This is a genomic window from Wolbachia endosymbiont (group A) of Nomada flava, assembly GCF_964027055.1.
Classification (GTDB): domain Bacteria; phylum Pseudomonadota; class Alphaproteobacteria; order Rickettsiales; family Anaplasmataceae; genus Wolbachia; species Wolbachia pipientis.
In genome coordinates this window covers 240,679-265,210 of sequence record NZ_OZ034725.1, presented here as the reverse complement: position 1 = coordinate 265,210, position 24,532 = coordinate 240,679, and the positions used below count along the sequence as shown (strand labels likewise).

The window sequence follows — 24,532 nt, the reverse complement described above, 5'->3', positions numbered from 1 at the left end:
ATATTTTAAATGCCTGATTGCGCACGACTTTTCGCTACCTGCATCATCAACTCTTCTCCTGAATTCTGTGGTATTGCACTCAGTATCTCTGTCTTTTTCGTTCGCTCTGCAAGTAATTCCATTAAAACCTCCCTTGCTTGCTCAACACTTACGCCCTGCTCAATAAATTCTCCTATTTTCTCTGGCATTCGTGATAAGTTACATAAACGTATTAATTCAAGAACTTCAGTACGATACTTGATTTTATTAGTTGAATTATCAGTTTCTAGGTCAGTTGTAGTTTGTTCGTTCATAGTAATACTCCTGTTTTTATTAATAGATTTAAACTCTGAAAGAATTGTAATTCCATCTGCAAGACCTATTTCTACTGCTTTCTCGCCAAAATATAGCCCTGCTTCTATTGATTTTATTGCCTCTACAGAAAGGTTTCTATTGCGTGCTATTAGCTCAACCAGCATTCCATATAAACGATTCACTTCGCTTTTTAGGTTTTCTAAACTCTCAGAAGTTATTGGCTCATGTGGATTTAAATCATTTTTTCTACTTCCTGCAAATACTGTCGTATATTTTATTCCCTGTTTTTCATCAAACCCACTTTGATCTATATGACTTGCTATTACTCCTATGCTTCCTACTCCTGAAGTTCTACTCACAAATACCTTTTCAGCGCTAGAAGCTATAGCGTACGCTGCAGAATATGCATCATCATTTGCTATCGCTATTATCCTCTTTTTTCCCCTTGCACTGTAAATAAAATCAGCAAGGTCAAACACTCCATTGACCTCTCCTCCAGGACTGTCTATATCCAACAGGATTGTTTCTATATCACTATCTTCTATTGCTTGTGTAATTTGTGCTTCTATTTGATTATAGGAAGTCATTCCAAAAATATCATCAAAAGTTTCTGACTTTTTTGTCAAGATTCCATGTATCGGTATTATTCCTCTTTCACTATTTCTTACTGCATGTTTTATATTTTTAAAGATAGGCTGCTTTCCTGTTTGTAGTGACAGTAATTCAAAACTCCTTGGTTCTACCATTACACATTTGTTTAACCATGTTGTTTGTTGCTTCATATCACCTCTTGATTGGCCGTAACGTCAGAATCAAAACTTAAGCCCAGTTCACTTGCACGTCTTTGATCTTCAGCAATTTCCTGATCAATTTCTTCTACATCGTAACCCATTTCTGATACTACTTCTGATCGACTCTTAAATCCATTTCTTACTGCCATTTGCTGTGCTTGCTGATCTTTTAGCGGATCCACCCAATCAAACCCTTGTGCTATCCATTTTACTTCTTTTTTTGCTCCTTCTTTTCCCTTTGTCCATTCTTCACCTATGTCTAGCTCTCCAGAAAGTAGTGCTAACTCTAACCACCTATCCCATACAGGACGGCAAAACTGAAATACCATAATGTTATGCTGTAACATCGTGCACCTCCTGCGAAACTCTATCAATCCTGCTCGAATGGATGAATAATTAACGCCTGTTAAATCTCCTGTTAGCTGTTCATATGTTATCCCTGTGCCTATTGCTATTGCCCTGAGTTGCTGTCTCATAAACGCTTCATAACTTCCTCCTACATCTGACGGCTCTGAAAATTTTATATCTTCTCCTGGGTCTAAAAGCTGCATTGTTCCAGGTTCTAGGCCAGATAGTGCTATTCCTTGCTCATTACTTTCACCTTCTCCCATGATATTTGCTTCAGGATCAAGTCTCGTAATAAACCCTGCAAACATCGCTGCTGTTTTCTTTCTTACTAGCTCTGCATCGTCGTATTGATCAAGCTCATAGAGCTTTAGCAGTATATTAGAAAGCCATGGCTCTCCTCGGATCTGACCAGGTCTTAGTGGTCTATAAATATGTAAAACATCATTTGCTGGCACTCTCACTGACTCTCCAAATGAGCCTTCACCTGGATGTTCTCTAAATAGGTAATACGCTTCTCTCTGCCCAAGCCTATTGAACTCAATCCCGTTTCTAATTACATTACCGTTGGCAAGGGTTTGATTGCTCTTATCGTCTAAATGCTCTGATTCAAGTACTTGTAATTGCAGAGGTACACAAAGACCATCTTCGTATCTCAGCCGTACAAAACATTCTCCTCCCTCTATCATACTTCTGCATACTAGAGTTTGTAATCCGTAAAAATCACTTATCCCATTACTGTCTGCTTCATCTGTCCATTTCAGCCATAATTCTTGTACTTTCTTTCGAAATTCTCCATCCCTTGCTTTTGATTGCGGTTTTATTCCTGTTCCAATAGAGTTACTTACTATTGTATCAATGATATTTGCCGCATATGGGTTTTTTCTCACCATATCCCGAGAACGGCTACGTAAGTGCTCAAGGCTCTGAGAAAGTAAATTATTTATGCTTCCTGTTTCTCCTTGCCAATACATTACCCTTCTCCCTGAGCCTGATGCATCCCAGGCTGAATTTTTGATTTTTGGCTTGTAGAATAATTGTTTGAAGGTTTTTAGTAGCATTTATAAAATTCCTTTATTTGTTGAAAAAACAATCTTTCTTTTAGGTTTCACACCTACAATTTTCAATTCAGCCTTAATACGTTGCCGTAGATTCAGCAAGTCATTTATCTGGACTTCAGCATATCTCACCACATGGTCACCATATGCAATTGATACTACTCGCTCTCCGTTTTGCAGCTTCTTTATTGCTTGTTCAACTTGAAACAAATACTCTTCGTTATACATTTTTCAACCACTTACTCTGTCTTACTTTTTTAGGCTTTTTACTTTCCATTTTTCCACTCAGACTATTCCATTTACTCTCTGGCCAACGATCAATTCCAAGCGCAATAGATGCAGCTCTGGCATAAATCCGGCAATCTAGTACTTCATTTCTTTCTCTTACCTTTTGCCACTCTTGTTTAGTGTATCCTTTTACTACCTTGCTGACTAATTGCTCTGCCGTTAGCTGCTTAAAATATTCAGGTGCATATTCTGGAAAGTGACAATATCCAGGTAGAGCTTTTCCTTCTTCTTCTTTTAAAATATTAAGTAGTTGAAAAAGCTCTGACTTTAATATCGATACTCCTACTGGCCAGAGCTTTATTCCTCTCTTTAGCTTTTGACCACCAACTGTTACATCTACTCTACTTGGGCTACTAAGTGGTACTAGTGCTTTATTTACACCTTTCACTGCCATTACTCTTCCAGATCCTTGATGACCTCTTACCCAATTGTATACTTCCTGTGTTGCATACCCTGCATCTACTGCCATCATGCTTATCATGTATTCAAGACCATTTTCACCGATAAAATGATGATTGAGTAACTCCGAAAGTTTTTTCCATACTTCTCTACCCCCAGTATCTCCTTCAAATACTCGATAGTCTATTGACCAACTTTCGCGGCTTTTTCCCCAGGCTACAACTTCTACTTCTAAACGATCTTTTTGTACATCTACTCCTGCGGTAAGTACCACTTCTCTCCTAGGTACTGTGCCTACGGGAAAAAATTCTCTCCTGTTAAATAATTGCTTCCAATCTGGTACTTCTCCCTTATCTACCCAGGTTTCTCCAAGCGTTGTGTTGATCCAAACTTTCAGTAATTGTTCACTTTCTTTGGCATGCAGAAAATCCTCTACTGCTTGTTGCCAACTATACCAGCCAACTGGGCTATAAAGACTTGAAAGATGAAATCCTTTTTTTACCCCTATAGCTCTCCATTCTCCACGCTCAAGCATCTCTGTCTTTTGATGATTTTCTATCTTTCCGCTACATTCTATGCAAATATAATGTGCTGTTCTCGAATCATTATTTTCCCATTTTATTTGTGACCATTTTAAAACTTGATAATAACTACAATGCGGACAGGGAACAAAAAAGTATCTCTTATCTGTCGCTTCAAACTCCTTTTCAATTCTGCTTATTCCATGAATCGTTGGTGTTGATACCAGAAAAATCTTTCGACGTGCAAATGTATTGGTTCGAGCTATGCTGAGTAAAACTGGATCTCCTTCTCCTCCTGAATCTCCAGGGTAAGCATCTATTTCATCAAGAAAGAGGTATTTTACTGGCATAGATCTCAGTCCTACACTGCTATTTGCTCCAGTTATTACTACTATTCCACCTGGAAACTCCTTACTCTGTACAGTATTGCCTGAATCTCTTGACCTTGGGTCTTTTACTTTACTTTTTAAACATGGTGTACTCTCTATTAATGGTGCAAATCTTCCCTTCGACCAACGCTTTCCCATTTCAACTGTTGGCTGTACTACTAGCATTGGCCCTGGTGTTTGGTCTATAATATAGCCTATCCAATTATTTCCTGCTTCTGTTCCTCCAATCTGCGCTCCTTTCATGAATATTACTTTTTCCGCTGGAGAAGATGGAGATAGTGAATCCATGATTTCTTTTAAATAAGGAGTTCTCTCTGTTCTCCACTTTCCTGGCTCTGATGCTGCAGTTGGCGCTAAAACTCGATACTCATTCGCCCACTCTGATACTTTAAGCTGCGGATCTGGTCTTAAACCTTCAGAAAAAGCTCTAGCATATATCATTGCCTGCATCTACTCACAATTGGTTCTAACTCAACACCATTAACAGTAGGACTACACTCTTCCAGTTCCATAAACATCTTTTTCTGAAATTCGTTTTCTATATATCTTTTTCTTATCTCACTTAGCATTATTGCTACAGCAAGAGCAAATATCCCTGTCATTGTTGCAAAAATGATTGCACTGCTTATTGTTGTTGCTGTTAAACCTATATATGCTGCTACTGCTATTGCGCTGACCGTAATATAGATGCAGATAATGTTATTATGCTTTTTCATCCTTTTATCTGCTATTTCTCTCTGTGCTATATATTTATTATTAAGGGTTGGAAATTTGACAGCTGTATCTCTACAGAGCAATGCCCCATTTTTTTCAGTAAACAAAACTTTTAGTAATTCTAAATTGTTTGATTTGATTGCTAAATGTAAAATAGGTGTATAATTTGCTCCTTTTTTCAGCAATAACTTTACTACATGTAAATGCCCTTTTTCTGCAGCAAGGTAAATCGGTGATAAACCTTTATTATTTGAAATATCAATATCAATTTCTTCCTTTAAAATTGCATCTATAAGCTCAATTTCTCCTTTTTGTGCAGCTAAATGCAATAGACTATTCTTTTCAGAACCGTATTTATTACTCATCAAAGCCTTTTTTATCTCAGGTTTAGCGTAATCAAATGGTGTCTTGCCGCTATCGTCTTTTACCAGAGGGTCTATATCTTCTCGAGTTAGTAAAACTTCTATTGTTTTAAGTCTTTCAGCGTAATGTAGTGGTGTTCTATTTTCGTAGTCTTGCAAATTGACTTGAGCATTAGGCTCCTTTATTAAGCATTTGAGGATATCAAGACATAAGTCTCTTTCATCGTAATTAGTATTACTTACAGCTATATGCACAGGTGATAATTTCATTGAGTTTTGTCCTATGCGCGCGCTATTTACATCTGCTCCTAGCCTTAGCAGTAACTTTACTATCTCCAACTTTTTGTTATTAACTGCATAGTGCATTGGTGTCTGATTTCGTGCATCAAAAACCTCGATTTCAGCGTTTCCTTCTTCCACTAAAATTTTGACAATATTCTCATGTCCTATGCCTGCTGCTAGATGTAATGGAGTATGATGCAAAGCATTTCGTATATTAACGTCAATACCTTTTCCTATCAAATATCTAACTGCATTAATTTCACCTATCATTGCAGCTAAATGAAGTAAACTATCTTGTTCTGACCCGTATTTGTTATTAATTAGCGCTTTCAATATTTCTGCTTTTTTCCCTTCTTTGGCGTAATCAAGAGATGTTCTGCCATCATTATCTTCCACAAAAGGATTAATATTCTTTTTCGTGAGCAGCAGATCCACCATGCTTAACTCGTCAAACTCTATAGCGCAATGTAGTGGGGTTTTTCCGTTTAATCCTCTAACATTAACATCTAATCCAGGTTGATTGATGAGACACTTTATTAACTCTAAACTTAAGTTATCAGCCATTTTACATTCAAAATCTTTTTATATTTGAAATCTATTGTTAGATAATTCTTGGAGTGAGTTTGTAATCTCTTCAGTTAGCACCATATGAATCTTTTCAGTGTCACTCAGTGATGCAAGCAGCGCTGAAACTCTATTTGGAATATTAAGCAAATTATTACGAACAACTCTTGCTACGTTAAATGCTTCAGTTTTTACCTCTTCAATTGACACAAATTTGCCTATTTCAGCTTTCACTTTAGCTTCCAAAAGTTTACCACGCTCCGTTTCATTTTTTATTCGCGTTTTTAGCAATATCGTTGAAAGTTTTTCTCCGCGCTCTTTTCTCCTAAGTGGTTGACTTGGATCTCTTATTGCTGCTACCGCTTCATTTGCTTGTTCTCGGTCAATAAGTCCATCTTCCAGCTCAACTATTCCTTTTTTTACTAAAGAACAGACATATTGCCTCGAAAACCCTTTTTCCCTTGCCCACTCTGCTTGCGTAATTCTCACCTTTTTTTCTCCTTTTTAGCACTGCTCAGCTATAATTTCGTAAGTAGTTAACATTTGAAATATATCTAACGCTAAAGAAGGCCCGAGGTCAGGACCACCAAACCCGCCAGCATGGCTGGAAGGACCCACTTTCTATGGTGTTTTTAATATATTAAAATCTTTACTAAAATTCATAACATAGAACATTAAAGCTAAAGAGTCCGCTTCATTATCATCCATTGGACAAAAACCCTTTTCCTGTACTGCCTCAATGACATCAGCTTTACTTGCATTACCCTTGCCAGTTATAAAACGTTTAATAGTCTTAACCGAAACACCTTGATAGGGAATATTGCTTTCCTCACACCAAGCAGAAAGGTGTGCTAAAAACCCTCCATAGATATGTGCAGCATCAGTTCCTAGATGTCTTCTCACTTCTTCAAAGTACACAACTTCAATACCTGGAAATTTATACTTAAGTGCATTAAGCCAATTACGAAAATTTAAAAACTGCATTCCACCACCACTAAACCTGCTAACATGAAAACTCTTACTTCCACTTTGTACTATTCCATCATGTAAAATAGTCCAACCAGTTTGTTTACCAAGATCTAGTGTAAGCATTCCCCTTTCAATCGTCAGGTACATATATATACAAGATTTGAAAAAATTACGTCCAAAAAATCTTTAATTTTCGAAATTTAACAACTAAAAACTAACATGAAAACTCTTTTACAGCCAGTTTGTTTGCCAAGATCCAGTGAGCTTTCAATTGTTGTGTACATATATATACAAGATTTGGAAAATTTTTGTCCAAAAAATCTTCAATTTTTGAAAAATTTTTTATAATTCTTGAATTTGAAAACCTTCTAAACATGATTTTTCTACTTTTAGAGGTTTTTTTATTATTCTAATCTTATATTTTATATGTTTTTATATATGTGTATATTTTTATATATGTATTATATATATATATTATATATAAGGGTTTCAGGAAGCTAGAATCCTCCATATTGGCGGACTTCAGATATGCCGTTCCTAGGAACGGTTTTAGGAACGCATGGTGAAAACCCGCCATACAGGCTAGTTCTAGATTCCTGATTCCTAATTCCTGATTTAGGAAGCCAGTAATTAGGAACGGAACTTAAGGTTATAGAGAGCATACTTTTCAACTATTTTCCTCTTAAAAATTTAAGCTATTCTTTTAATAGCGAAATCCACATTTTTAGCTCTTTAGGTGATATTGAATTTCAAAATATGAAATTCTTATATATTTTTAATATAACTTTAGGAAGCCTGAGCTACCCATTCTTAAAATATTGAAATCCATTTAAAATAGGTTCCAAAAACCTAAACTGTATTATTTTAAATTGCATCAGTATTATTCTCAAAAAAAAATAACAGAATATCAATAGATTAAAAATCGCATCAGTATTATTTATTTTTGCTCCTGTCCTACATAACAGCATTAATAACTCTCATCCTTAAAAGCATCAATTTGTTTTTAAGGAAAGTTATGAAATTACAAAACTACCATATAGTTATTAAAAATGTAAAATATCAAGCTTATAGACTGAAACTTGCTAAGTGCTTTATTAATGAAGCTCACGAAGATCTTGAGCAAGAACTCTTCTGTGAAATTTGGCCATGCCTTGATCAGTATGATGAAGATAAAAGTAGCTTTAACACCTTTGTAGCAAGATTAACTGAAAATAAAGCTATTAACCTGTTAAAGAAACAGCGATGTGCAAAACGTGACATCAATAACTATATTAGCATTGATGTAACAGAGCTACTTGAGAGTGAAATAACAAAACGCATTGATGTAGACTATATGATCTCGGTTTTACCAAAGGAATGGCAAAATATATGTGAGCAACTTAAATTTTTCAACTTACATGAAGTTGCCAAGATGAACAACGTTTCAAGAACCACTTTAAACAATATTATCAAGAAGATACGTGCCAAACTTTCTCCTATTTACTACGCAGGCAAAAAGAAAAATTGAACAAAATTTTTGCCTTTCTTGTATATATATACATCGTAGCATGGATAAATAATGGTTCTTACAATTTTGAATAATAATGAAAGATTGCAAACAATATCAACTGTAAAAATGGTCATCTTTGGCCCTTATGGTATTGGTAAAACAAGTCTCCTAAAGACCGTAGATGAACCAACACTTTGCCTTGATTTTGAAGCAGGGCTTCTTGCCGTTCAAGACTGGCAAGGAGATTCAATTAGCCTTCGCACTTGGAATGAAGCTAGAGATATTGCTTGTCTTATAGGGGGGTCTAATCCTGCGCTGAAGTCTGATCAAGCATATAGCCAAAGACACCATGAACATGTATCTCGTAAGTACAAAGATCTTTTTTCTGAGTTTTCTAAATACCGATGCATCTTTGTAGATAGTATAACCGTTGCTTCACGTTTATGTCTATTATGGGCAAAAATGCAACCTGAAGCTTTTTCTGAGAGATCAGGAAAGCAGGATATGAGAGCTGCCTATGGATTACTTGCTCAGGAAATGATGGCTTGGCTCAATCAATTTCAACACATCAGAGACAAAGACATCATCATAGTTGGCACTTTAGGTCAATATCTCGATGATTTCAATCGTCCAATTTGGCTACCTCAATGCGAAGGGGCTAAAACTGCTAGTGAAATTCCTGGAATAGTTGATGAAGTAATCAGTATGGTTGGAATCAAGAGAGATGATGGAACGGAGAAACGCTCTTTTGTTTGCCATACTCTAAATCCTTGGGGATACCCAGCTAAGGATCGTAGTGGACGCCTGAGTATGCTTGAAGAACCACACTTGGGGAAGCTGCTTACAAAGATTAAAAGCAAGTTTTAAAATTTAAACATGGAGAATGATATATGTTAGAAGACCTGTTAACTGACTTTAACACTGTAAAACCGCAAAGTAGATTGATACCAAAAGGTACAATAGTAAAGGTAAAAATGACAATCAAGCCTGGAGGTCATGAACACTGGTTTACTAAAAGCCCCACTACTGGTAGCATTTATTTAAATACAGAATTTACCGTTATTGAAGGTCTATACGCAAAGCACAAGATTTATCAGATAATTGGTATTAAAAGTAGTAAAGCAGAAGATACTTGGGGAGAAATGGGTCGCTCTATGCTTCGCAGTATCTTGGAATCGGCACGTGACATTCATCCACATGATAACTCAGAAAGTGCAATCCTTGCTCGTAAGCTAAATTCAGTTGCAGAATTAAATGGGTTGGAGTTTACAGTAAAGGTAGGTGTTATAACTGATGAATATGGAGAGAAGAACAAAATTGCTTCGGTAATTACTCCAGAATACCGTAAAAATTATGAAATTGACAGAGTACCATTTTGAAGTACGACGAGGAAAAGCTTTGGTCTGCTGTCGTTACTAGAGGTATTCAGGACGCAGTAGGAAAAACCCCAAAGCTAAGAGAAGAAGCAATTAATTGGCTGAATTCAAAATCTTTTGAAACTGTTTGTGAGCTAGCTAATCTCAACTTTAAACGTATGAAAAGTATGTATGGGAGTTTTATGTCTAAAAAGCAAGAAAAGATAAAAGCATTATTAATTGATAATATCAAAGAGTGTGTTTCTTACCTACTTCCAAATGGTGAATTTTACCGAGATAAAACTTATATTGGAAACTTAAATGGAAATACAATTACAGTTAAAATAGTAGGTAAGGAAGCTGGTGATTGGCGTAATTTTACTGAAGGGACTAGCGGTGATATTATTGATCTTTGGGTTTTAATTAAAGGTGATATAGATTCTGCTAGGAAGTGGCTCAATAAGAAATCAAAGAGTGGAGAAAAAAGGGAGAGAGCAGAAAAAATATTTTCTGTAAAGCAGTACTTGAGTGATCAATCACCAATACCAGAAGACATAATAGCTCCACGAATTCTCACTCCAGGTGGTCTTTTAGTCATTGGTGGTACTCCAAAGGTTGGCAAAAGTTATTTTCTTCTCTCTTTGCTTGCACATCTTGCAGCAGGAGTATCGTTTCTTAAGATGAAGTCAGCAAGGCCACTAAAAATAATCTATCTGCAAAATGAGATGGAGTACAATTACATCAGGGAACGCATACAACAAATCATAACTAATCAAAGGCTGCCAAATCTAGCAGAAGAAAACTTGATTGTTACTACAAAGATGAGATTAACTTTAAACGATGAAGGTATAGAGAGAATAAAAGAGATTATAGGAGAAAAATTTAAAACGATAGACCTTATCGTTTTGGATTCCCTTGACTATGAAAATATATTTTCCGGTCTGCAAAGCAGAATAGAAAAATTACGTTCTATAATTAATCCTATGGCTGGAATAATTATTACACGTCATACCAGAAAAGTATCCACAGCTACATTAGCAAAAAGTCCTTTTCAAGCTTTAATTGGTGCTAATGCTTTAAGAAGCTTTTATACATCTGGTATGGTAATGTTTCAACCAAATAAACGTGCAAATGTCTTGCAAGTAGTATATGAGCTAAGAAACGGTAAATCAATACCAGCAAAATTCATTAGCAGAGTAAATGGGCGTTGGCAGAACTCTAAAGTTATAGCTACGGCTTAATTTGTCTGCAAAAACGGACAGCATGGTAGAGCTAAAAACTCAGATTTTGCAAAACATCAGATCTTGTCTTTTTCATCTGTTACCAAGAGGGACATTTCGTGGTGATAAGTTTTATGTAGGTGATGTACAGGGTAACAAAGGCAAAAGTACTGTAATAGAGTTAACAGGCGAAAAAGCTGGATTATGGAAAGATTTTGCAACGGGAGAAGGTGGTGACATTATCGACCTTTGGGCAACAGTACACGGGAAGAATGCGAAAACAGAATTTCCTGAAGTAATGCTCTCAATAAGTGAATGGCTTGGCATCAAAGAAAAAAATAATATTAGAGATCTAGAACAATATCTGACTTGTAGTTGGAACTACTACGATGAAAATAACCAATTGATTGTAATAGTCTACCGTTATGATCCTCCTTTAGAGAAAAAACAGTTTAAACCATTTGATGTTAAAAAACAAAGATTCAAAGAGCCAGAGATAAGGCCACTCTACAACATTCCAGGTATTTTAAAGTCCAATAAGGTTATTCTGGTTGAAGGAGAAAAATGCGCAGAAGCACTTATAGAGAAAGGAATTACAGCTACAACTGCGATGTTTGGAGCAAATGCGCCTATTGATAGAACAGATTGGACTCCGCTAAAAGGTAAACAAATTATCATTTGGCCAGACAATGATGAAGCAGGTAATAAATATGCCAAAAACGCTGAAAAGAAACTTTTAGAACTTGGTGTTGCATCACTTGCTACGCTTAAGATTCCACCAGATAAACCAAGGAGTTGGGATGCTGCTGATTGTGTGTTAGAGGGAATAAATATTGAAGAATTTATCCTTAGCACAAATAGTCCTTATCATAGAAAGCCACTCAGAATAGATACTAGAGCTTGGACTAATATTGCTCCAGAAAGGGAATGGATTGTAAAGGATTGGCTTCCTGTTGGTAGTGTTACAGCTCTTTACGGTGATGGTGGTGTTGGAAAATCTCTCCTTGCTCAGCAATTAATGACTGCTGCTAGTACTGGTAAATCTTGGCTAGGGATAGCAATTGAGAAAATCAAGACATATGGTGTATTTTGCGAAGACGACACAGAAGAGCTTTGGCGTAGACAATGTGCAATAAATAAATTATATCAGCTTGATATGAAGTCTCCTGATTTTCTTAACAACATTTGTTTATCATCTCGTACAGGAGAAGATAATTTACTGATGGTATTCAATAGTAAAAGTACAGGACAATTAACTACTTACTTTCAGGAATTACTTGAAGATATTAAATCATTTCAGCCAAAACTTGTAGTTCTGGATACAGCAGCAGATTTGTTTGGAGGTAACGAAAATGATCGCTCTCATGTGAGACAATTTATACAAAACTGTTGTGGCAGAATAGCACAGATAATTAAAGGGGCTGTTTTGTTATGTGCACATCCTTCGGATTCTGGAATAATACGCAAAACTGGCACAGGAGGTTCAACAGCATGGAATAATTCTGTTCGATCTAGATGGTATTTGTCAAGACCAGAAAAGACTGGTAATGATCGTGTTCTTTGCCGAATGAAATCTAATTATTCTGCATCAGAAGAAAATAAGATTTCATTTTGTTGGCAAAATGGATCGTTTTTGCAATATGATACAAATTTTAATTCAGAAAGGGTAGTAAGGGATGATTATAATAATAAACTGGATTTAGAGCGCTTGAGAAGACATGATATAATTTTAGAATTAATTGCCAATGAAGCATATAAAGGAGAAGTGTATACTGCAGCGAGCTTTGCAAAATGCTTTGAAGGAAAGTTGGGACTTGGTAGTGAACGTAGCATTCGTGAAAGAATCAGCCATCTTGCAACCATAGGTTATATAAAATTCTTTAAAAAGGCTGTAAGATCAAGTACAAGGTCAAAGTATGGTTACTTGTGTGTAAGAGACATGGAGCTGAAGATTGCTGAAAATCAATATAGATTAGTAAAACCAGATTATTATCTCTCGTCAAACAATGGAGTAACTCTGCCTGTTGAAAACCCAGATATTTGGGTTATGCGTGATCTTACCAAATTAGATTGGCAGAATGGCAGATTGGCAAACTGAAGAATTTGCCAATCTGCCATTCTGAATTTAGTAAAAATACAAGAAAATCAATATCTTATATAGTTTTGTACAAACGTCAGATTGGCAAGATGGCAAAAAGTTGCCAACTAGAAGGAGTAGCCAAAAGCGCTCTTCTCAGGCTGGTTTCAGCAAGTTGGCAGATTGGCAAATTACCTTATATATATAAATATACTATGGTTATATCATAGTATATTATAAGTATAAATTGTACTACGTAAGAGAATTTTTTAGTATTTTTTTATAGTCAAAGTAAAAGGGTTAATCCGATAACCATGTGATGATCTTTGCCAACCAAGTGTTTGTATTACATCATTACGTTCAATACTTAATCCTAATTTCTCAGCCAATGTAGCTTTGATCGTTTTTTGCATCTTGTTTAATGGTTTTCTGATTTGATGTTCTAAATCTGCTTCTAAACTAAGAGGTTGTCCGGAAACAAGTAAAAGGCTATAATATCTGAAATTTTAGTACGGGGTAAAGATGAGAAAAAAGTATCCAACAGATCTAAGCGAAAGGGAATGGGCAAGAATAGAAAAACACTTCAGAGTATCATACAAGAAAGGAGGAAGGCCGCCAAAGTATAGCAAAAGAGAAATATTAGAAGCAATTTTCTATGTATTGCGTACAGGGTGTCAATGGCGGTATTTACCAAATGATTTTCCGCTATGGAAGACTGTGTATGAGCAGTTCAGGCAATGGAAGAAGCAGGGAATTTTTGAGAAAATGAATTATGAAATATAGTAGAAGAAAAATAGGAAGGAATGAGCAGCCGAGTGCCTGTATAGTAGATAGTCAATCTGTAAAGACTACAGAAAAGGGGGGATCAAAGGCTATGATGGAAGTAAAAAAGTAAAGGGTAGAAAAAGGCATATAATTACAGACACTCAGGGTTTTATACTAGGTTGTTACGTAGGCGCTGCTAACGAAAATGATAGAGATGGTATTAAAATAGCATTAAACAATATGAGAACAAAATATACTAAAGTTAAAAAAATGTGGGCTGACATGGGATACCAAGGAAGAAATTTAAAGAATCACATAAAGGAAGAATATGACATAGATATTGAAATTGTTAAAAGGCCTCCATGTAGATTTTGGGTGCACAAAGATACGCCACCTGAGCTACTACCAACAAGAGAACAAGGGTTTAAAGTACAGCCAAGAAGATGGGTTGTAGAAAGGACTTTTGCTTGGGTTAATAGGAATAGAAGGCTATCGAAGGAGTATGATTTACTCACAACATCCACTGAGAATTTCATATACCTAGCTATGAGTAGGGTTATGTTAAAGAGGGAATATGCTTGAATTTACTTGTTTCCGGACAACCTCTGAACAATATTCGAAAAATATTAAGACATGATACAGCTTTTTTATTTATAACTTCAACGCTATTAACATATACCATACCTTTAACTACCTGTAACTCCAAAAGCTTTGTTGGTACAATTGGTTCAACACGTTTAAGCGAAATATATGAAGCTGGTAAAACTTGCAAAGAAGTATTTTCTACTACCTTTGGTACTCCTCTTTTAGCTGCCTCTTGGAATATCTCAGTTAAAGTCTTAAGCTGACAAAACAGTTCTACCATTGGCACTATATATAGGCTCAATAATAGATTCGGTATATCTTTTTTTAGGGTGATGAGAACTGTCGGATGGACTCTAAGTTTATCTATGGTTAAAAATATTGCATCAGTACAAAAATCAAGGATTATTAGATTTACAATACGACCTTGATTACAAATATAATAAACTCCTTTTTCCACTTTTTCCCACATAAGTCTTGAATCATTCAACTTTGTTTCAAGCCAGTCTATGATCTTTTCTGTATTTAAGTATATGGATAAGAGATGAAATCTCTGTTTTTGATAAGTATTAGGCAGAATATGACGAGAACAGTTTTCACAAATAGCGTCATCACATGCTTCATCAAAGTCTGGATCAATGAAAATCTCATTGCTACAATTTGGATCAATTACATTTGGCCAATCAAGATGATCTTCTTCACGAGAACAAACAATATAGTACCTTTCTTGCATTTTTATTAATCCAAGATCAAATAAGTATCTTGCTGCTTTAATGTGATTTTGACTTAGATTAACCCAAGAACTATTTAAACTTAAAAGATCAGCAATTTGCTCGTGAAAGGATTTTAAGACCATAAGATTGTTCTATATGTTTCTTCAGTTCCTCTCTTTCCTTTTTATTGAGTGGATGCTCTGAATAATAAACTTCCCCACTTATTTTGAAAGAAAATGTTACCTTTTTGTTTTGGAACATTACTTTAGCTGATTGAATAGATTGTAGTATATTGCCAATAGATGACTTTAAAATATGTAACTCTGGTGCAATAGGATCATACGGCTTTACACTCAAAGTAAGATATGTATTACTATTTTTGAAATAATCTGACTTAAAATTTAACTCAAATATACAAATATTAGGGTCAGAACCCTCTATACATGCTTGAAGAAATTTATGCACTTGTAGTGGAAAGTTCTTATCCTGTATATTTACAAAAGTACATTCGCAGTTAAAATAACCACTTACAATACTATTTGCTATTTCCACAGCTTTATTAGTATTTTTAGCACAGAGATTAACCTTTGTACCATCAAGCGAAAAACCTAAAATCATCCACTCAGGTTTATGACCATGAACAACTTTGTTTGAATTAAGCAGTAAATCCATGTCACTTCCTCGACGTACAAACATATATATTCGATCTTGATGATGGAAAAAACCCTGCAACTGGTCATCATCCTTAAGTATCTGCTCTACGGCTTCTTGTGACATAAATTCCTTAAATGAAGTATTTATTTGTCTTGGTGATTTCTGTAGAGCAAATGATACGAAACCTTTCTTTTGTACTTTATCAAAGTGATAGACAAATTTTAGAAGTTTGCAATTTATGTGAAATAGTAAAAACAATAAGGATCTTTTATCATACTTAGTGTTATTTTTTATCAGGTATGATCTCATTAACTCTTGAGTAAGGGCAAATCTTGCTACTTCACTGACTGTAGCCTCAAGCTTTGTACGATCAAAGTAGCTAATGAGATAATAGTTAAAAAGAGAGTCAGAGTAACTGGTAAGTATCTTACGTTTTTGTTGAGTGGATCTATCGTCATAATCTCCGTCCTGAAAAAGTTGTCCATTTAAATGATTTTTAAAGCAATGCTGAAAAATGATGCTCAGTTGTTTACCAGAAAGGGAATCTAACCAAGATTGACGTATATTATAATCCTGAAAACGTTCTAGTAAAAGGTTGACCGGAACTTCTAAATCACTTTCCCAGAATTCGTAACTTGGATGAACATTCATACCATATTAAATAAGCTATATTATACATAATATGACAATTCAAGCAAAGATTTTTTGGACATAATTTTTTCAAATCTTGTATATTTAATTAGGGAGAATTTGTGTAAACTAGATAGCTTTCTTAAATGGAACATAAGGTGTGCATTGGTTTAGTTTAATAGAAGTCTCCTAACCTATAAAAAAATTCACAGGAAGAAAAACATGCAAAAAGGGGAATTAACTATTAATTGCCGTTATGAACCTCACAGGTTGGCGGGTACATATTTGGCAAATGCTTATGAACAATTATTGAAATGTAAAACAAAGGAGGTAGAAGAAAATGACAACGGTAAGCTTGTATGCAAGAGTTTCATCAAGACAACAGGCACAGGAGAATACAATAGAGAGTCAGATTGTAGAATTGGAGCGTCGCATTGGTAGTGATGGACATGAGTTATTAGATGAGCATAAGTTTGTCGATAATGGTTATAGTGGATCAAATTTAGAACGTCCTGGCTTAGAGAGTTTACGTGATAGAGTAGCAGAAGGTAAGATTGATAAGATATATATTCATTCACCTGATCGGTTATCACGCAAATCTGCATACCAAGCGCTCTTACTCGAAGAGTTTAGAAAAGCAGGTTCAGAGGTTGTTTTCTTAAATCATAAATTTGAGGATAACCCAGAATCTAATATGTTTTTAGGAATTCAAGGATTAGTAGCAGAGTATGAACGTGCAAAGATTATGGAACGTAATCGCAGAGGAAAACTTCATGCAGCTAAAACTGGCCGTATCAGTGTAATGAGTAATGCACCTTATGGTTATCGCTACATAGCAAAACATGTAGGTGAAGGAAGTGCTCAGTTTGAGATTAATGAAGAAGAGGCAAATGTAGTACGCAAAATATTTAATTGGGTTGGTCAAGAAAGAATAAGCATCAATGAAGTTATACGTAGACTTAGCGAGATATCGGTAATAACACAAACAGGAAAGGAACGTTGGAAAAGAAGTACTATCTGGAAGATGTTAAGAAATCCTGCTTAGAGGTTGTCCACAAACCAAGGAATACGTAGTATATAAAGAAAGAATATTGAGGTAAGAGATGAGGAAAAAATATCCAACAGATTTAAGTAAAAGGGAATGGGCAAGAATAGAAAAACACTTCAGAGTATCGTACAAGAAAGGAGGAAGGCCACCAAAATACAGTAAGTGTGAGATAGTAAATGCAATTCTTTATATACTGCGCACAGGATGTCAATGGCGCTATTTACCACACGATTTTCCGCCGTGGAAGGCTGTGCATGAACAGTTTAGAAGATGGAAAAAGCAGGGAATTTTTGAGAAAATGAACTATGATATCACTAAATATAGTAGGTCAAAAATGGGAAGAAATGAGGAGCCGAGCGCATGCATAGTGGACAGTCAATCGGTAAAAACCACGGAAAAAGGGGGGTCAAAGGTTATGATGGTGCGAAAAAGGTAAAGGGGAGAAAAAGACATATAATCACAGATACTCAAGGATTTGTGCTTGGTTGCTATGTAGGAGCTGCAAGCGAAAATGACAGAGATGGGGTGAAGATGGCATTGGACAATATGAAGGAAAAATACAGCAATATTAAGAAAATGTGGGCTGATATGGGATACCAAGGAAAAGATTTAAAGGATTACGTAAAGAGAGAATATGGGATAGATATTGAAATTGTCAAAAGGCCTCCATGTAGGTTTTGGGTGCATAAAGATACACCACTAGAACTATTGCCACAACGGGATCCTGGATTTTCAGTACAGCCGAGAAGGTGGGTGGTAGAGAGGACTTTTGCTTGGATCAATAGAAATAGAAGGCTATCAAAGGAGTACGATTTACTTACAACATCTACTGAAAGTTTCATATATCTGGCTATGAGTAAAGTTATGTTAAGTAGGGAATATGCTTGATTTACTGGTTTGTGGACAACCTCTTATATAGGACGAGCAGCTTATGGTAAAACTAAGGCATGCTCGAAGCCACAAGTAAGGAAATCAAAAAAAGGAACTTGTGGTAAACTCAAAAATGGTCATTTTAGTAATGATAAAGAGAACTGGATTTACGTTCCAGTGCCAAAAATAATCAGTGATAATTTATTTGATTCAGTGCAAGTACAGCTAACTGAAAATAGGCAAAGGGCAAGAGCTCGAGAAAGAAAAGAAACTTTTTTGTTGCGGAGTTTAACAGTATGTCAGCGTTGCCAATATACTTATTGTGGTGTATATAGTAGAAATAAACGTTATTCTTACTACCGTTGTTCTGGCTCCAGGTTTAATGGCAACAGAATATGTGACAATAAATCAATACGCACTGATGTATTAGATGCAGTTATATGGGAAGAAGTCAAGAGTATACTAAAAGAGCCAGATAGGATTGCAAATGAATATCAACGTAGATTGTCAGAGAACAAAAAACCTCTACATAATCAAACACGTGAAAAGCAAGAAAGTAAGTTAAGATTAAGTATAAAAAAATTTATAGATAGCTATGCCAAAGGGTTTATAAGCCAAGAAGAATTTGAGCCAAGAATTACAACAATGAAACAGCATTTAAAAGAAATTGAGGAGGAAAAAGAAAAAGTACTTGATCAAAAGAAATTACAACAAGAATTGAGCCTTGTTACAGATAGCTTGAAAAACTTTTCCTCAAGTGTTGAATCAAAACTTGATCTGGTAGATTGGCAGACTAAGCAAAATATTATTAGAATGTTAATTCATCAAATTGAAATCAATCACAATCACTTGTATATAGTATTTCGCATAAAAAGTCTTGCAAACTTTGATCAAAATAGCCATAATAGAATTATGCAATGTTGTACTAGTCGTATGGGCACTGGGATGACACCCTACTTAGCCGTCATACCGCGATTCATTCGCGGTATCTCAGCCGCTAACAAGCAGCGGGATGACGAATTATTTAACCGTCATACCGCCGTGGTATCTCTTAGCCGCTAACACGTAGCGGGATAACGGTTATCAGGGTGTCATCCAAGCAACCTCCTTCTCCCGTCATCCAAGTAGCTCCCCCTATGGTGTCATTCCAGTGCTTGACACTGGAATCCAGGAAACTTAATTGCAAGTAATGCATTGGGTTTGGTAAGTATGGGTTTTGCGTTATAGAATGAAGCACTTTTGGTGAATTTGTAAAGAAAACTGGATCCCAGTGTCAAGCACTGGGATGACACCATTTGTTGTAAACTCACTTTTACTCTATGGTTATACTACCTTGCTGCTATCCTGAACGGATACAGTGGGCTTATTAAATTATAGAATTACTTTAGCTATAGAATAAAGTCTAGTGTTACTTCACGCCAAATGTGGTGGTGCTGAGTAGGCAAGCCGGTCAATGGGCTACATTTATATACTGCACGCATTGCATTATCTGCTATCGACCTGAAAAGTGGATTATTTCGATAGGAATCACTGTCTGCTACATCCGCCATAATTATCTCGCCTTGACTGGATAACAATAAGTTAATTTTTATATTAAAATTTTCTTTGTAAGCTATGCTTTCAGGAATGCTCCAGCATTTTGTGAGCTTGTCTCTTATAGAGTTAATAATTTCTGTTACAACTAATTCATCCTTTTTGCTCTCAACGCTTTTTTCGTTTCCTATTTCATTTTTTGCCCCTCTAACATCCCTTCTTAGTTTTTTCTCTACACTTTTTTTTCTTTTTGGAATTGGAATGAATTCTTTACCCTCGTTAATAATGACTTCTTCTTGCATTTCGATAATTTGCCTCGGTTGTGCTACAACAGTGTGCTCAACTATTTCTTTTTTCCTTTGTGGTATAGGAACAGCTAACGTATCATTCGTTTGGGCTTTTGTTGAAGATAACGAAAAAAGCAAAAAACAACATAAAGACAAAAAAAGAATATAATTAGAATAGAAAAAACGCATATGTTAAGCAGCTTGTTTTACTGGTTTAAAGCTAATATTGCACGTAAAGTCAATATATTTTAGTTGATGGACGAGTTTGAAGTCAATAAGGAATCCCTTCAAAGCTGAAGGCAAGCGGAAGATTGTCTTCTCGACAGACAAAGGAATTGTATAATGGATTAAAAGGAACCGTATGACAAAAATTATAGCAAAAGAATATACAGAATTTTTAGAGCAGTTGAAGGATCATATTGCAACAAACCGTTATAAGGCAGCACTTGCAGTAAATAGTAAGCTTATTTTGCTTTACCACCATATTGGTACAGAGATCCTAAAACGCCAAAAAGAACATACCTGGGGAGCTAAGGTAATTGATCAACTAAGTAAGGATTTGAGAAGTACATTTCCAGAAATGAAAGGCTTTAGCACGAGAAATCTGAAGTATATGCGTAAGTTTGCCGAAGAATATCCTGATGTTGAATTTGTGCAGGAGCCTCTTGCACAATTAACTTGGTATCACAATATCACTCTTTTGGAAAAAATAGAAAGTCATGAAATAAGATTATTTTATGTAAAAAAAGCTATTGAACATGGCTGGTCACGTAACATTATGGTGATGCAGATAGAACTTGGACTACATAAACGTCAAGGAAAGGCAATAACTAATTTTAAAGAAAAATTACCATCTCCACAATCCGATCTAGCACATTACACATTAAAAGATCCGTATATTTTTGATTTTTTAAGTATAGGTAAGGATGCTCATGAAAGAGAAGTAGAAAAAGGACTCGTAGGACATATGGAAAAATTTCTGTTAGAACTCGGTGAAGGATTTGCATTTGTTGGTAGACAATTTCATTTAGATGTTGGTAATAAAGACTTTTATATTGATTTATTATTCTATCATTTAAAGTTACGTTGCTTCGTAGTGATTGAACTAAAAGATAAGGATTTTAAGCCGGAATATGCTGGTAAAATGAATTTTTACTTTCTGCAGTTGATGATTTACTGAAGCACTCGACAGATCAACCTTCTATAGGGTTAATCTTATGTAAATCTAAAGACGATGTACTTGCTAAATATACACTCAAAGACATAAATAAACCAATAGGATTAGCGGAATATCGAATAACTGAAAATCTACCAGAGAACATAAAAACAGCTTTACCGACGATAGAAGAATTAGAAGCTGAATTATCCAAAATTTCAGATAAGGAAAAGTAATGGTTACTAAAATCATTCAAACAATTATTTAGCAAACCAAAAGCTCAGCATGGAGGCTCAGGAAGAAGAGTGGCAGCCAATAACTTACTCTCTCATAGCCTTGAAACTTTGGAAGCAGACAGTAACGGAGTAAGTGATTTTTATGGATTACAAGCTCTAGGTGTACTATCCTATAATATCATACGGTCAATATACTCTAAATGAGATGGAAAGATGAAGGCATCATTATAGCTGCTAAAAAATACGGCGATAAAAACTTAATTCTCTCTCTGTTTACAAAAAATCATGGAAAGCGCAGGGGATTAACTAAGCTAACAAACAATAGCAATTATAAGTTTCAGATAAGTAATCTATTACATGCAGAATGGAGTGCTAAGTTACCTGAAAATCTAGGTTTTTTTAAGTGCGAATTAATCGAATCTCCATTCCATCATTTCTTTCAAGATAGGTTAAAAAGCATTACTATTGTTTCTTTCTCCTCTATTTTAGAAAAAGTGCTTCCAGAAAGTGAACCCTGTGCCATGCTGTATGACAATTTTCGATATTTCATCGATGTAATTAAACACAACAATCAGTCTTGGCAAAGCCATTATCTTAACTTAGAGCTTCTGCTTCTTACGCAATTGGGATTCAAGTTAGACTTATCCAAATGCGCTGTAACAGGTGTTAAGGAAAATCTGCAATTTATTTCTCCAAAAACTGGTAGAGCAGTGTCAAAAAAAGTAGGAGATTATTATGCAGATAAACTCCTACCTTTTCCACAAATGTTGCATGATGTATACAATAATACCCTACAAAACAGCTACTCATTCCAAGAATTTCAGTTAGGACTGAAAGTCACAGGATATTTTTTAAATAAGTATCTATTTTTGCAGTTAAACGTGAAATTTCCAGAGCTGAGAAACCTCATGTTGTCGCTTTAATCTTAGCAGTCCTACGTCATACCGCGATTCATTCGCGGTATCTCTTAGCATAGATCCAGCTAACAAGCGCGGGACGACGGTTGTCAGGGTGTCATCCCAGCGCCCCTATGATGTCATCCCAGTGCCCAGACACTAGGATCCAGAAAAGTTTGCTTGTGAACAAGCAAACTAGCATGGAAAGTGGTTACAACGTTTTCGATGAAATTATATGGAAAACTGGATTCCAGTGTCAAGCACTGGAATGACAAGGTATAAACCTTATCGTCATGCTGCCGCGAACCGTCATACCGCGATTCATTCGCGGTATCTCAGCATAGATTCCGCTAACGAGTAGCGGAATGACGGTTGTCGGTAAACTTAAGCCACTTTAGCTATAGCCAGTAACCACTCTATTTCTACCACTGTTTTTTGCTTTATATAAATATCTGTCAGCACGTACTATAAATTTTTTAATATCATCAAAGTCAGATCCTTGCATTTCTGCAATTCCAATGCTCACAGTTACATTATGGGTTGTATTTTTATCCGCAAGTACAAAAGGTTCTTTAGCAATAATTTTTCGTATTCTCTCCGCAATAGTATACGCATCTGATACATTGGTATCTGGCATTACAACAACAAACTCCTCACCACCAAACCTAGCTAGTAAATCTGTCACTCTGATATTTTCAGAAATTCTTTTCTGTATTTGCTTTAAAAGTTCATCTCCAGCACTATGCCCAAAACTGTCATTCACTATCTTAAAATAGTCTATATCAAGTATCATAAGAGACAACCTTCTATCCTTTTCCACAGAGTCCTTAACAATGTTTCTTAAGTGTGCATCAAAATATCTTCTATTATAACAGTTAGTTAATGGGTCCTTTATAGACATTTCCGCATTATTAAATAAATTCATTCTCAAGGCATCTTGATATCTTTTGCGTTTTACTTGCGAATTAACCCTTGCTATTAGCTCACCCTCATCCAAAGGTACTGTTAAATAATCATTAGCACCTACATCAAGTGCTTTTACTAAATTGTTTTTATCATAATCCTCAGAAAGAATCAGAATTGGTGTATAACGTGTTTCCACCTTACTACGAAACTCAGAACACAAACGCAAGCCGTCAGTTTTTGAAAATTGCATATCAGAAATGATCAGGTCGTAACCATTCTCAATACCAACCTTCAATGCTTCTATTGGATCACTCAGTATTTTAATTGACCTAAAGCGTTGCTTTAATATATTATATATCTGCTCTGCTTGATGAACATCCTCATCTATAACAAGTATGTTAGCATCAAAAATCTGATTGGAATAATCCATAATACTGTTTCCTGCGACTCCACCAATCTCAGCGTTAGTTTCTCCTCTCAAACGCAATTCATCGATAATCATTTTTAAGCGCGTGAGAGACTTAATTCGTGCAGATAAAGCAGTTTCGTTTATTGGTTTAGTCAGAAAATCATCCGCGCCAGCATTAATACCTTGCACTCTATCATGAGTATCATGCAGCGCAGTTACCATAATTATTGGAATATGGGTTGTCAAGGGATCACTCTTTAGCTCCTTACAAACTTCAAAGCCATTCATCTTTGGCATCATGATATCAAGTAATATAATATCAGGCTGCTGCTTTGCTACTAAATCTATAGCTTCTTCACCATCATGAGCTACGATAACCGTATAGTACTCTGCTTTTAGTCGAGCTTCTAAAAGCTTGACATTAGATAGTACATCATCTACTACCAGAATCTTCGCTGTCATTATCTTTAGATGTATTATCTATATCGTAAGTAGGATAAAGCTTACCATTTTTACCAACTATGTAATTTACTTTCTCAGTATTACACTCTTTATATAAGTCTTCAACTCCTGCGTCTTTCAATAACCTCCTAGCTTTTGATTTTATAATCATAAGATACTTATACACATTCCTAATAAGATCAATAAATACAGGTACCTTATTTTTATCAAGAACAATTATGCTCACTAAAGCTACAACTAAAATTTCTGAAAGACCTATATTGAACAT

At 35.5% G+C, this 24,532-nt stretch carries 23 protein-coding genes and 2 pseudogenes; 12 read left to right on the top strand and 13 right to left on the bottom strand.

The window, feature by feature from the left end; genetic code table 11:
* Positions 1 to 5: 5 nt before the first annotated feature.
* From AAGD70_RS01345 to AAGD70_RS01315, 7 genes are all read right to left on the bottom strand, one after another.
* On the bottom strand, positions 6 to 1,076 hold the full coding sequence (locus AAGD70_RS01345) for a S49 family peptidase (protein ID WP_065095277.1): 1,071 nt from the start codon (positions 1,074 to 1,076) through the stop codon (positions 6 to 8).
* Positions 1,073 to 2,491, bottom strand: coding sequence for a phage portal protein (locus AAGD70_RS01340; protein WP_065095278.1), 1,419 nt, complete (start codon positions 2,489 to 2,491; stop codon positions 1,073 to 1,075). Before AAGD70_RS01340 ends, AAGD70_RS01345 begins: the two co-directional genes overlap by 4 nt.
* Positions 2,492 to 2,716 (bottom strand): gpW family head-tail joining protein, encoded by a 225-nt coding sequence (locus tag AAGD70_RS01335; RefSeq protein ID WP_065094324.1) that lies wholly within the window; start codon positions 2,714 to 2,716, stop codon positions 2,492 to 2,494.
* Positions 2,709 to 4,526 (bottom strand): phage terminase large subunit family protein, encoded by a 1,818-nt coding sequence (locus AAGD70_RS01330; protein ID WP_065095279.1) that lies wholly within the window; start codon positions 4,524 to 4,526, stop codon positions 2,709 to 2,711. The genes AAGD70_RS01335 and AAGD70_RS01330 overlap by 8 nt, the downstream gene beginning before the upstream one ends.
* Positions 4,523 to 6,007 (bottom strand): ankyrin repeat domain-containing protein, encoded by a 1,485-nt coding sequence (locus AAGD70_RS01325; RefSeq protein WP_065094963.1) that lies wholly within the window; start codon positions 6,005 to 6,007, stop codon positions 4,523 to 4,525. Before AAGD70_RS01325 ends, AAGD70_RS01330 begins: the two co-directional genes overlap by 4 nt.
* An 18-nt stretch (positions 6,008 to 6,025) precedes the next feature.
* Positions 6,026 to 6,496 (bottom strand): hypothetical protein, encoded by a 471-nt coding sequence (locus AAGD70_RS01320; RefSeq protein WP_065094962.1) that lies wholly within the window; start codon positions 6,494 to 6,496, stop codon positions 6,026 to 6,028.
* A gap of 132 nt (positions 6,497 to 6,628) precedes the next feature.
* Entirely contained in the window at positions 6,629 to 7,099 is a 471-nt protein-coding gene (locus AAGD70_RS01315; RefSeq protein WP_065094961.1) for a Holliday junction resolvase, read from the bottom strand.
* An 892-nt stretch (positions 7,100 to 7,991) separates the two neighbouring features.
* On the opposite strand from AAGD70_RS01315, the gene AAGD70_RS01310 reads away from it, so the two are divergent.
* From AAGD70_RS01310 to AAGD70_RS01285, 6 genes and pseudogenes are all read left to right on the top strand, one after another.
* Complete coding sequence (locus tag AAGD70_RS01310) at positions 7,992 to 8,483, top strand: sigma-70 family RNA polymerase sigma factor (RefSeq protein WP_065094960.1); 492 nt, start codon at positions 7,992 to 7,994, stop codon at positions 8,481 to 8,483.
* Positions 8,484 to 8,534: 51 nt separating this feature from the next.
* Positions 8,535 to 9,332, top strand: coding sequence for an ATP-binding protein (locus AAGD70_RS01305; RefSeq protein WP_065094959.1), 798 nt, complete (start codon positions 8,535 to 8,537; stop codon positions 9,330 to 9,332).
* 23 nt (positions 9,333 to 9,355) lie between these two features.
* Positions 9,356 to 9,844 (top strand): hypothetical protein, encoded by a 489-nt coding sequence (locus AAGD70_RS01300; RefSeq protein ID WP_065094958.1) that lies wholly within the window; start codon positions 9,356 to 9,358, stop codon positions 9,842 to 9,844.
* A 179-nt stretch (positions 9,845 to 10,023) separates the two neighbouring features.
* A complete protein-coding gene (locus AAGD70_RS01295) occupies positions 10,024 to 11,061 on the top strand; it encodes an AAA family ATPase (protein ID WP_265017850.1) in 1,038 nt (345 codons plus the stop codon).
* Positions 11,062 to 11,083: 22 nt separating this feature from the next.
* Positions 11,084 to 13,138 (top strand): AAA family ATPase, encoded by a 2,055-nt coding sequence (locus AAGD70_RS01290; RefSeq protein ID WP_065094956.1) that lies wholly within the window; start codon positions 11,084 to 11,086, stop codon positions 13,136 to 13,138.
* A 501-nt stretch (positions 13,139 to 13,639) separates the two neighbouring features.
* Positions 13,640 to 14,464: pseudogene (locus tag AAGD70_RS01285) on the top strand (IS5-like element ISWpi1 family transposase).
* On the opposite strand, the gene AAGD70_RS01280 reads toward AAGD70_RS01285, so the two are convergent.
* Positions 14,439 to 15,320, bottom strand: coding sequence for a hypothetical protein (locus AAGD70_RS01280; protein WP_245611097.1), 882 nt, complete (start codon positions 15,318 to 15,320; stop codon positions 14,439 to 14,441). The pseudogene AAGD70_RS01285 and the gene AAGD70_RS01280 overlap by 26 nt on opposite strands.
* The gene (locus AAGD70_RS01275; protein WP_065095438.1) at positions 15,286 to 16,482 is read right to left on the bottom strand and encodes a hypothetical protein; all 1,197 of its coding nucleotides are present in this window, start codon (positions 16,480 to 16,482) and stop codon (positions 15,286 to 15,288) included. The genes AAGD70_RS01280 and AAGD70_RS01275 overlap by 35 nt, the downstream gene beginning before the upstream one ends.
* A gap of 319 nt (positions 16,483 to 16,801) precedes the next feature.
* Between AAGD70_RS01275 and AAGD70_RS01270 the strand changes: the two genes are divergently transcribed.
* The 3 genes from AAGD70_RS01270 (at position 16,802) to AAGD70_RS01260 (ending at position 19,441) form a co-directional block, all read left to right on the top strand.
* Entirely contained in the window at positions 16,802 to 17,506 is a 705-nt protein-coding gene (locus tag AAGD70_RS01270) for a recombinase family protein (RefSeq protein WP_245611098.1), read from the top strand.
* A gap of 58 nt (positions 17,507 to 17,564) precedes the next feature.
* Positions 17,565 to 18,397, top strand: a protein-coding gene (locus AAGD70_RS01265) for an IS5 family transposase (protein ID WP_264718686.1) whose coding sequence is annotated in 2 segments (ribosomal slippage) — positions 17,565 to 17,931 and positions 17,931 to 18,397 — 834 coding nt in all. Because the reading frame shifts where the segments join, the coding sequence is not laid out codon by codon here.
* Between the two features lie 9 nt (positions 18,398 to 18,406).
* Positions 18,407 to 19,441 carry a zinc ribbon domain-containing protein gene (locus AAGD70_RS01260; RefSeq protein ID WP_245611452.1) on the top strand — a complete coding sequence of 345 codons (1,035 nt, stop codon included), beginning with the start codon at positions 18,407 to 18,409 and terminating at the stop codon, positions 19,439 to 19,441.
* A gap of 80 nt (positions 19,442 to 19,521) precedes the next feature.
* Here the strand turns inward: AAGD70_RS01260 and AAGD70_RS01255 are convergent, their stop codons facing one another.
* Together AAGD70_RS01255 and AAGD70_RS01250 are read right to left on the bottom strand one after the other, a co-directional pair.
* The gene (locus AAGD70_RS01255) at positions 19,522 to 19,689 is read right to left on the bottom strand and encodes a hypothetical protein (protein ID WP_245611019.1); all 168 of its coding nucleotides are present in this window, start codon (positions 19,687 to 19,689) and stop codon (positions 19,522 to 19,524) included.
* A gap of 78 nt (positions 19,690 to 19,767) precedes the next feature.
* On the bottom strand, positions 19,768 to 20,388 hold the full coding sequence (locus AAGD70_RS01250; RefSeq protein ID WP_022626225.1) for a hypothetical protein: 621 nt from the start codon (positions 20,386 to 20,388) through the stop codon (positions 19,768 to 19,770).
* 172 nt (positions 20,389 to 20,560) lie between these two features.
* On the opposite strand from AAGD70_RS01250, the pseudogene AAGD70_RS01245 reads away from it, so the two are divergent.
* The 3 genes and pseudogenes from AAGD70_RS01245 to AAGD70_RS01230 all read left to right on the top strand — a co-directional run bounded on the left by AAGD70_RS01245 (position 20,561) and on the right by AAGD70_RS01230 (position 22,759).
* Positions 20,561 to 21,591: pseudogene (locus AAGD70_RS01245) on the top strand (PDDEXK nuclease domain-containing protein).
* 200 nt (positions 21,592 to 21,791) lie between these two features.
* Complete coding sequence (recO, locus tag AAGD70_RS01235; protein ID WP_065094880.1) at positions 21,792 to 22,514, top strand: DNA repair protein RecO; 723 nt, start codon at positions 21,792 to 21,794, stop codon at positions 22,512 to 22,514.
* Between the two features lie 80 nt (positions 22,515 to 22,594).
* Positions 22,595 to 22,759 carry a hypothetical protein gene (locus tag AAGD70_RS01230; RefSeq protein ID WP_156517994.1) on the top strand — a complete coding sequence of 55 codons (165 nt, stop codon included), beginning with the start codon at positions 22,595 to 22,597 and terminating at the stop codon, positions 22,757 to 22,759.
* Between the two features lie 122 nt (positions 22,760 to 22,881).
* On the opposite strand, the gene AAGD70_RS01225 is transcribed toward AAGD70_RS01230, so the two are convergent.
* Together AAGD70_RS01225 and AAGD70_RS01220 are read right to left on the bottom strand one after the other, a co-directional pair.
* Positions 22,882 to 24,264, bottom strand: a complete 1,383-nt coding sequence (locus tag AAGD70_RS01225; RefSeq protein WP_065094879.1) for a PleD family two-component system response regulator — start codon at positions 24,262 to 24,264, stop codon at positions 22,882 to 22,884.
* Positions 24,236 to 24,532 (bottom strand): hypothetical protein, encoded by a 297-nt coding sequence (locus AAGD70_RS01220; RefSeq protein WP_065094878.1) that lies wholly within the window; start codon positions 24,530 to 24,532, stop codon positions 24,236 to 24,238. The genes AAGD70_RS01225 and AAGD70_RS01220 overlap by 29 nt, the downstream gene beginning before the upstream one ends.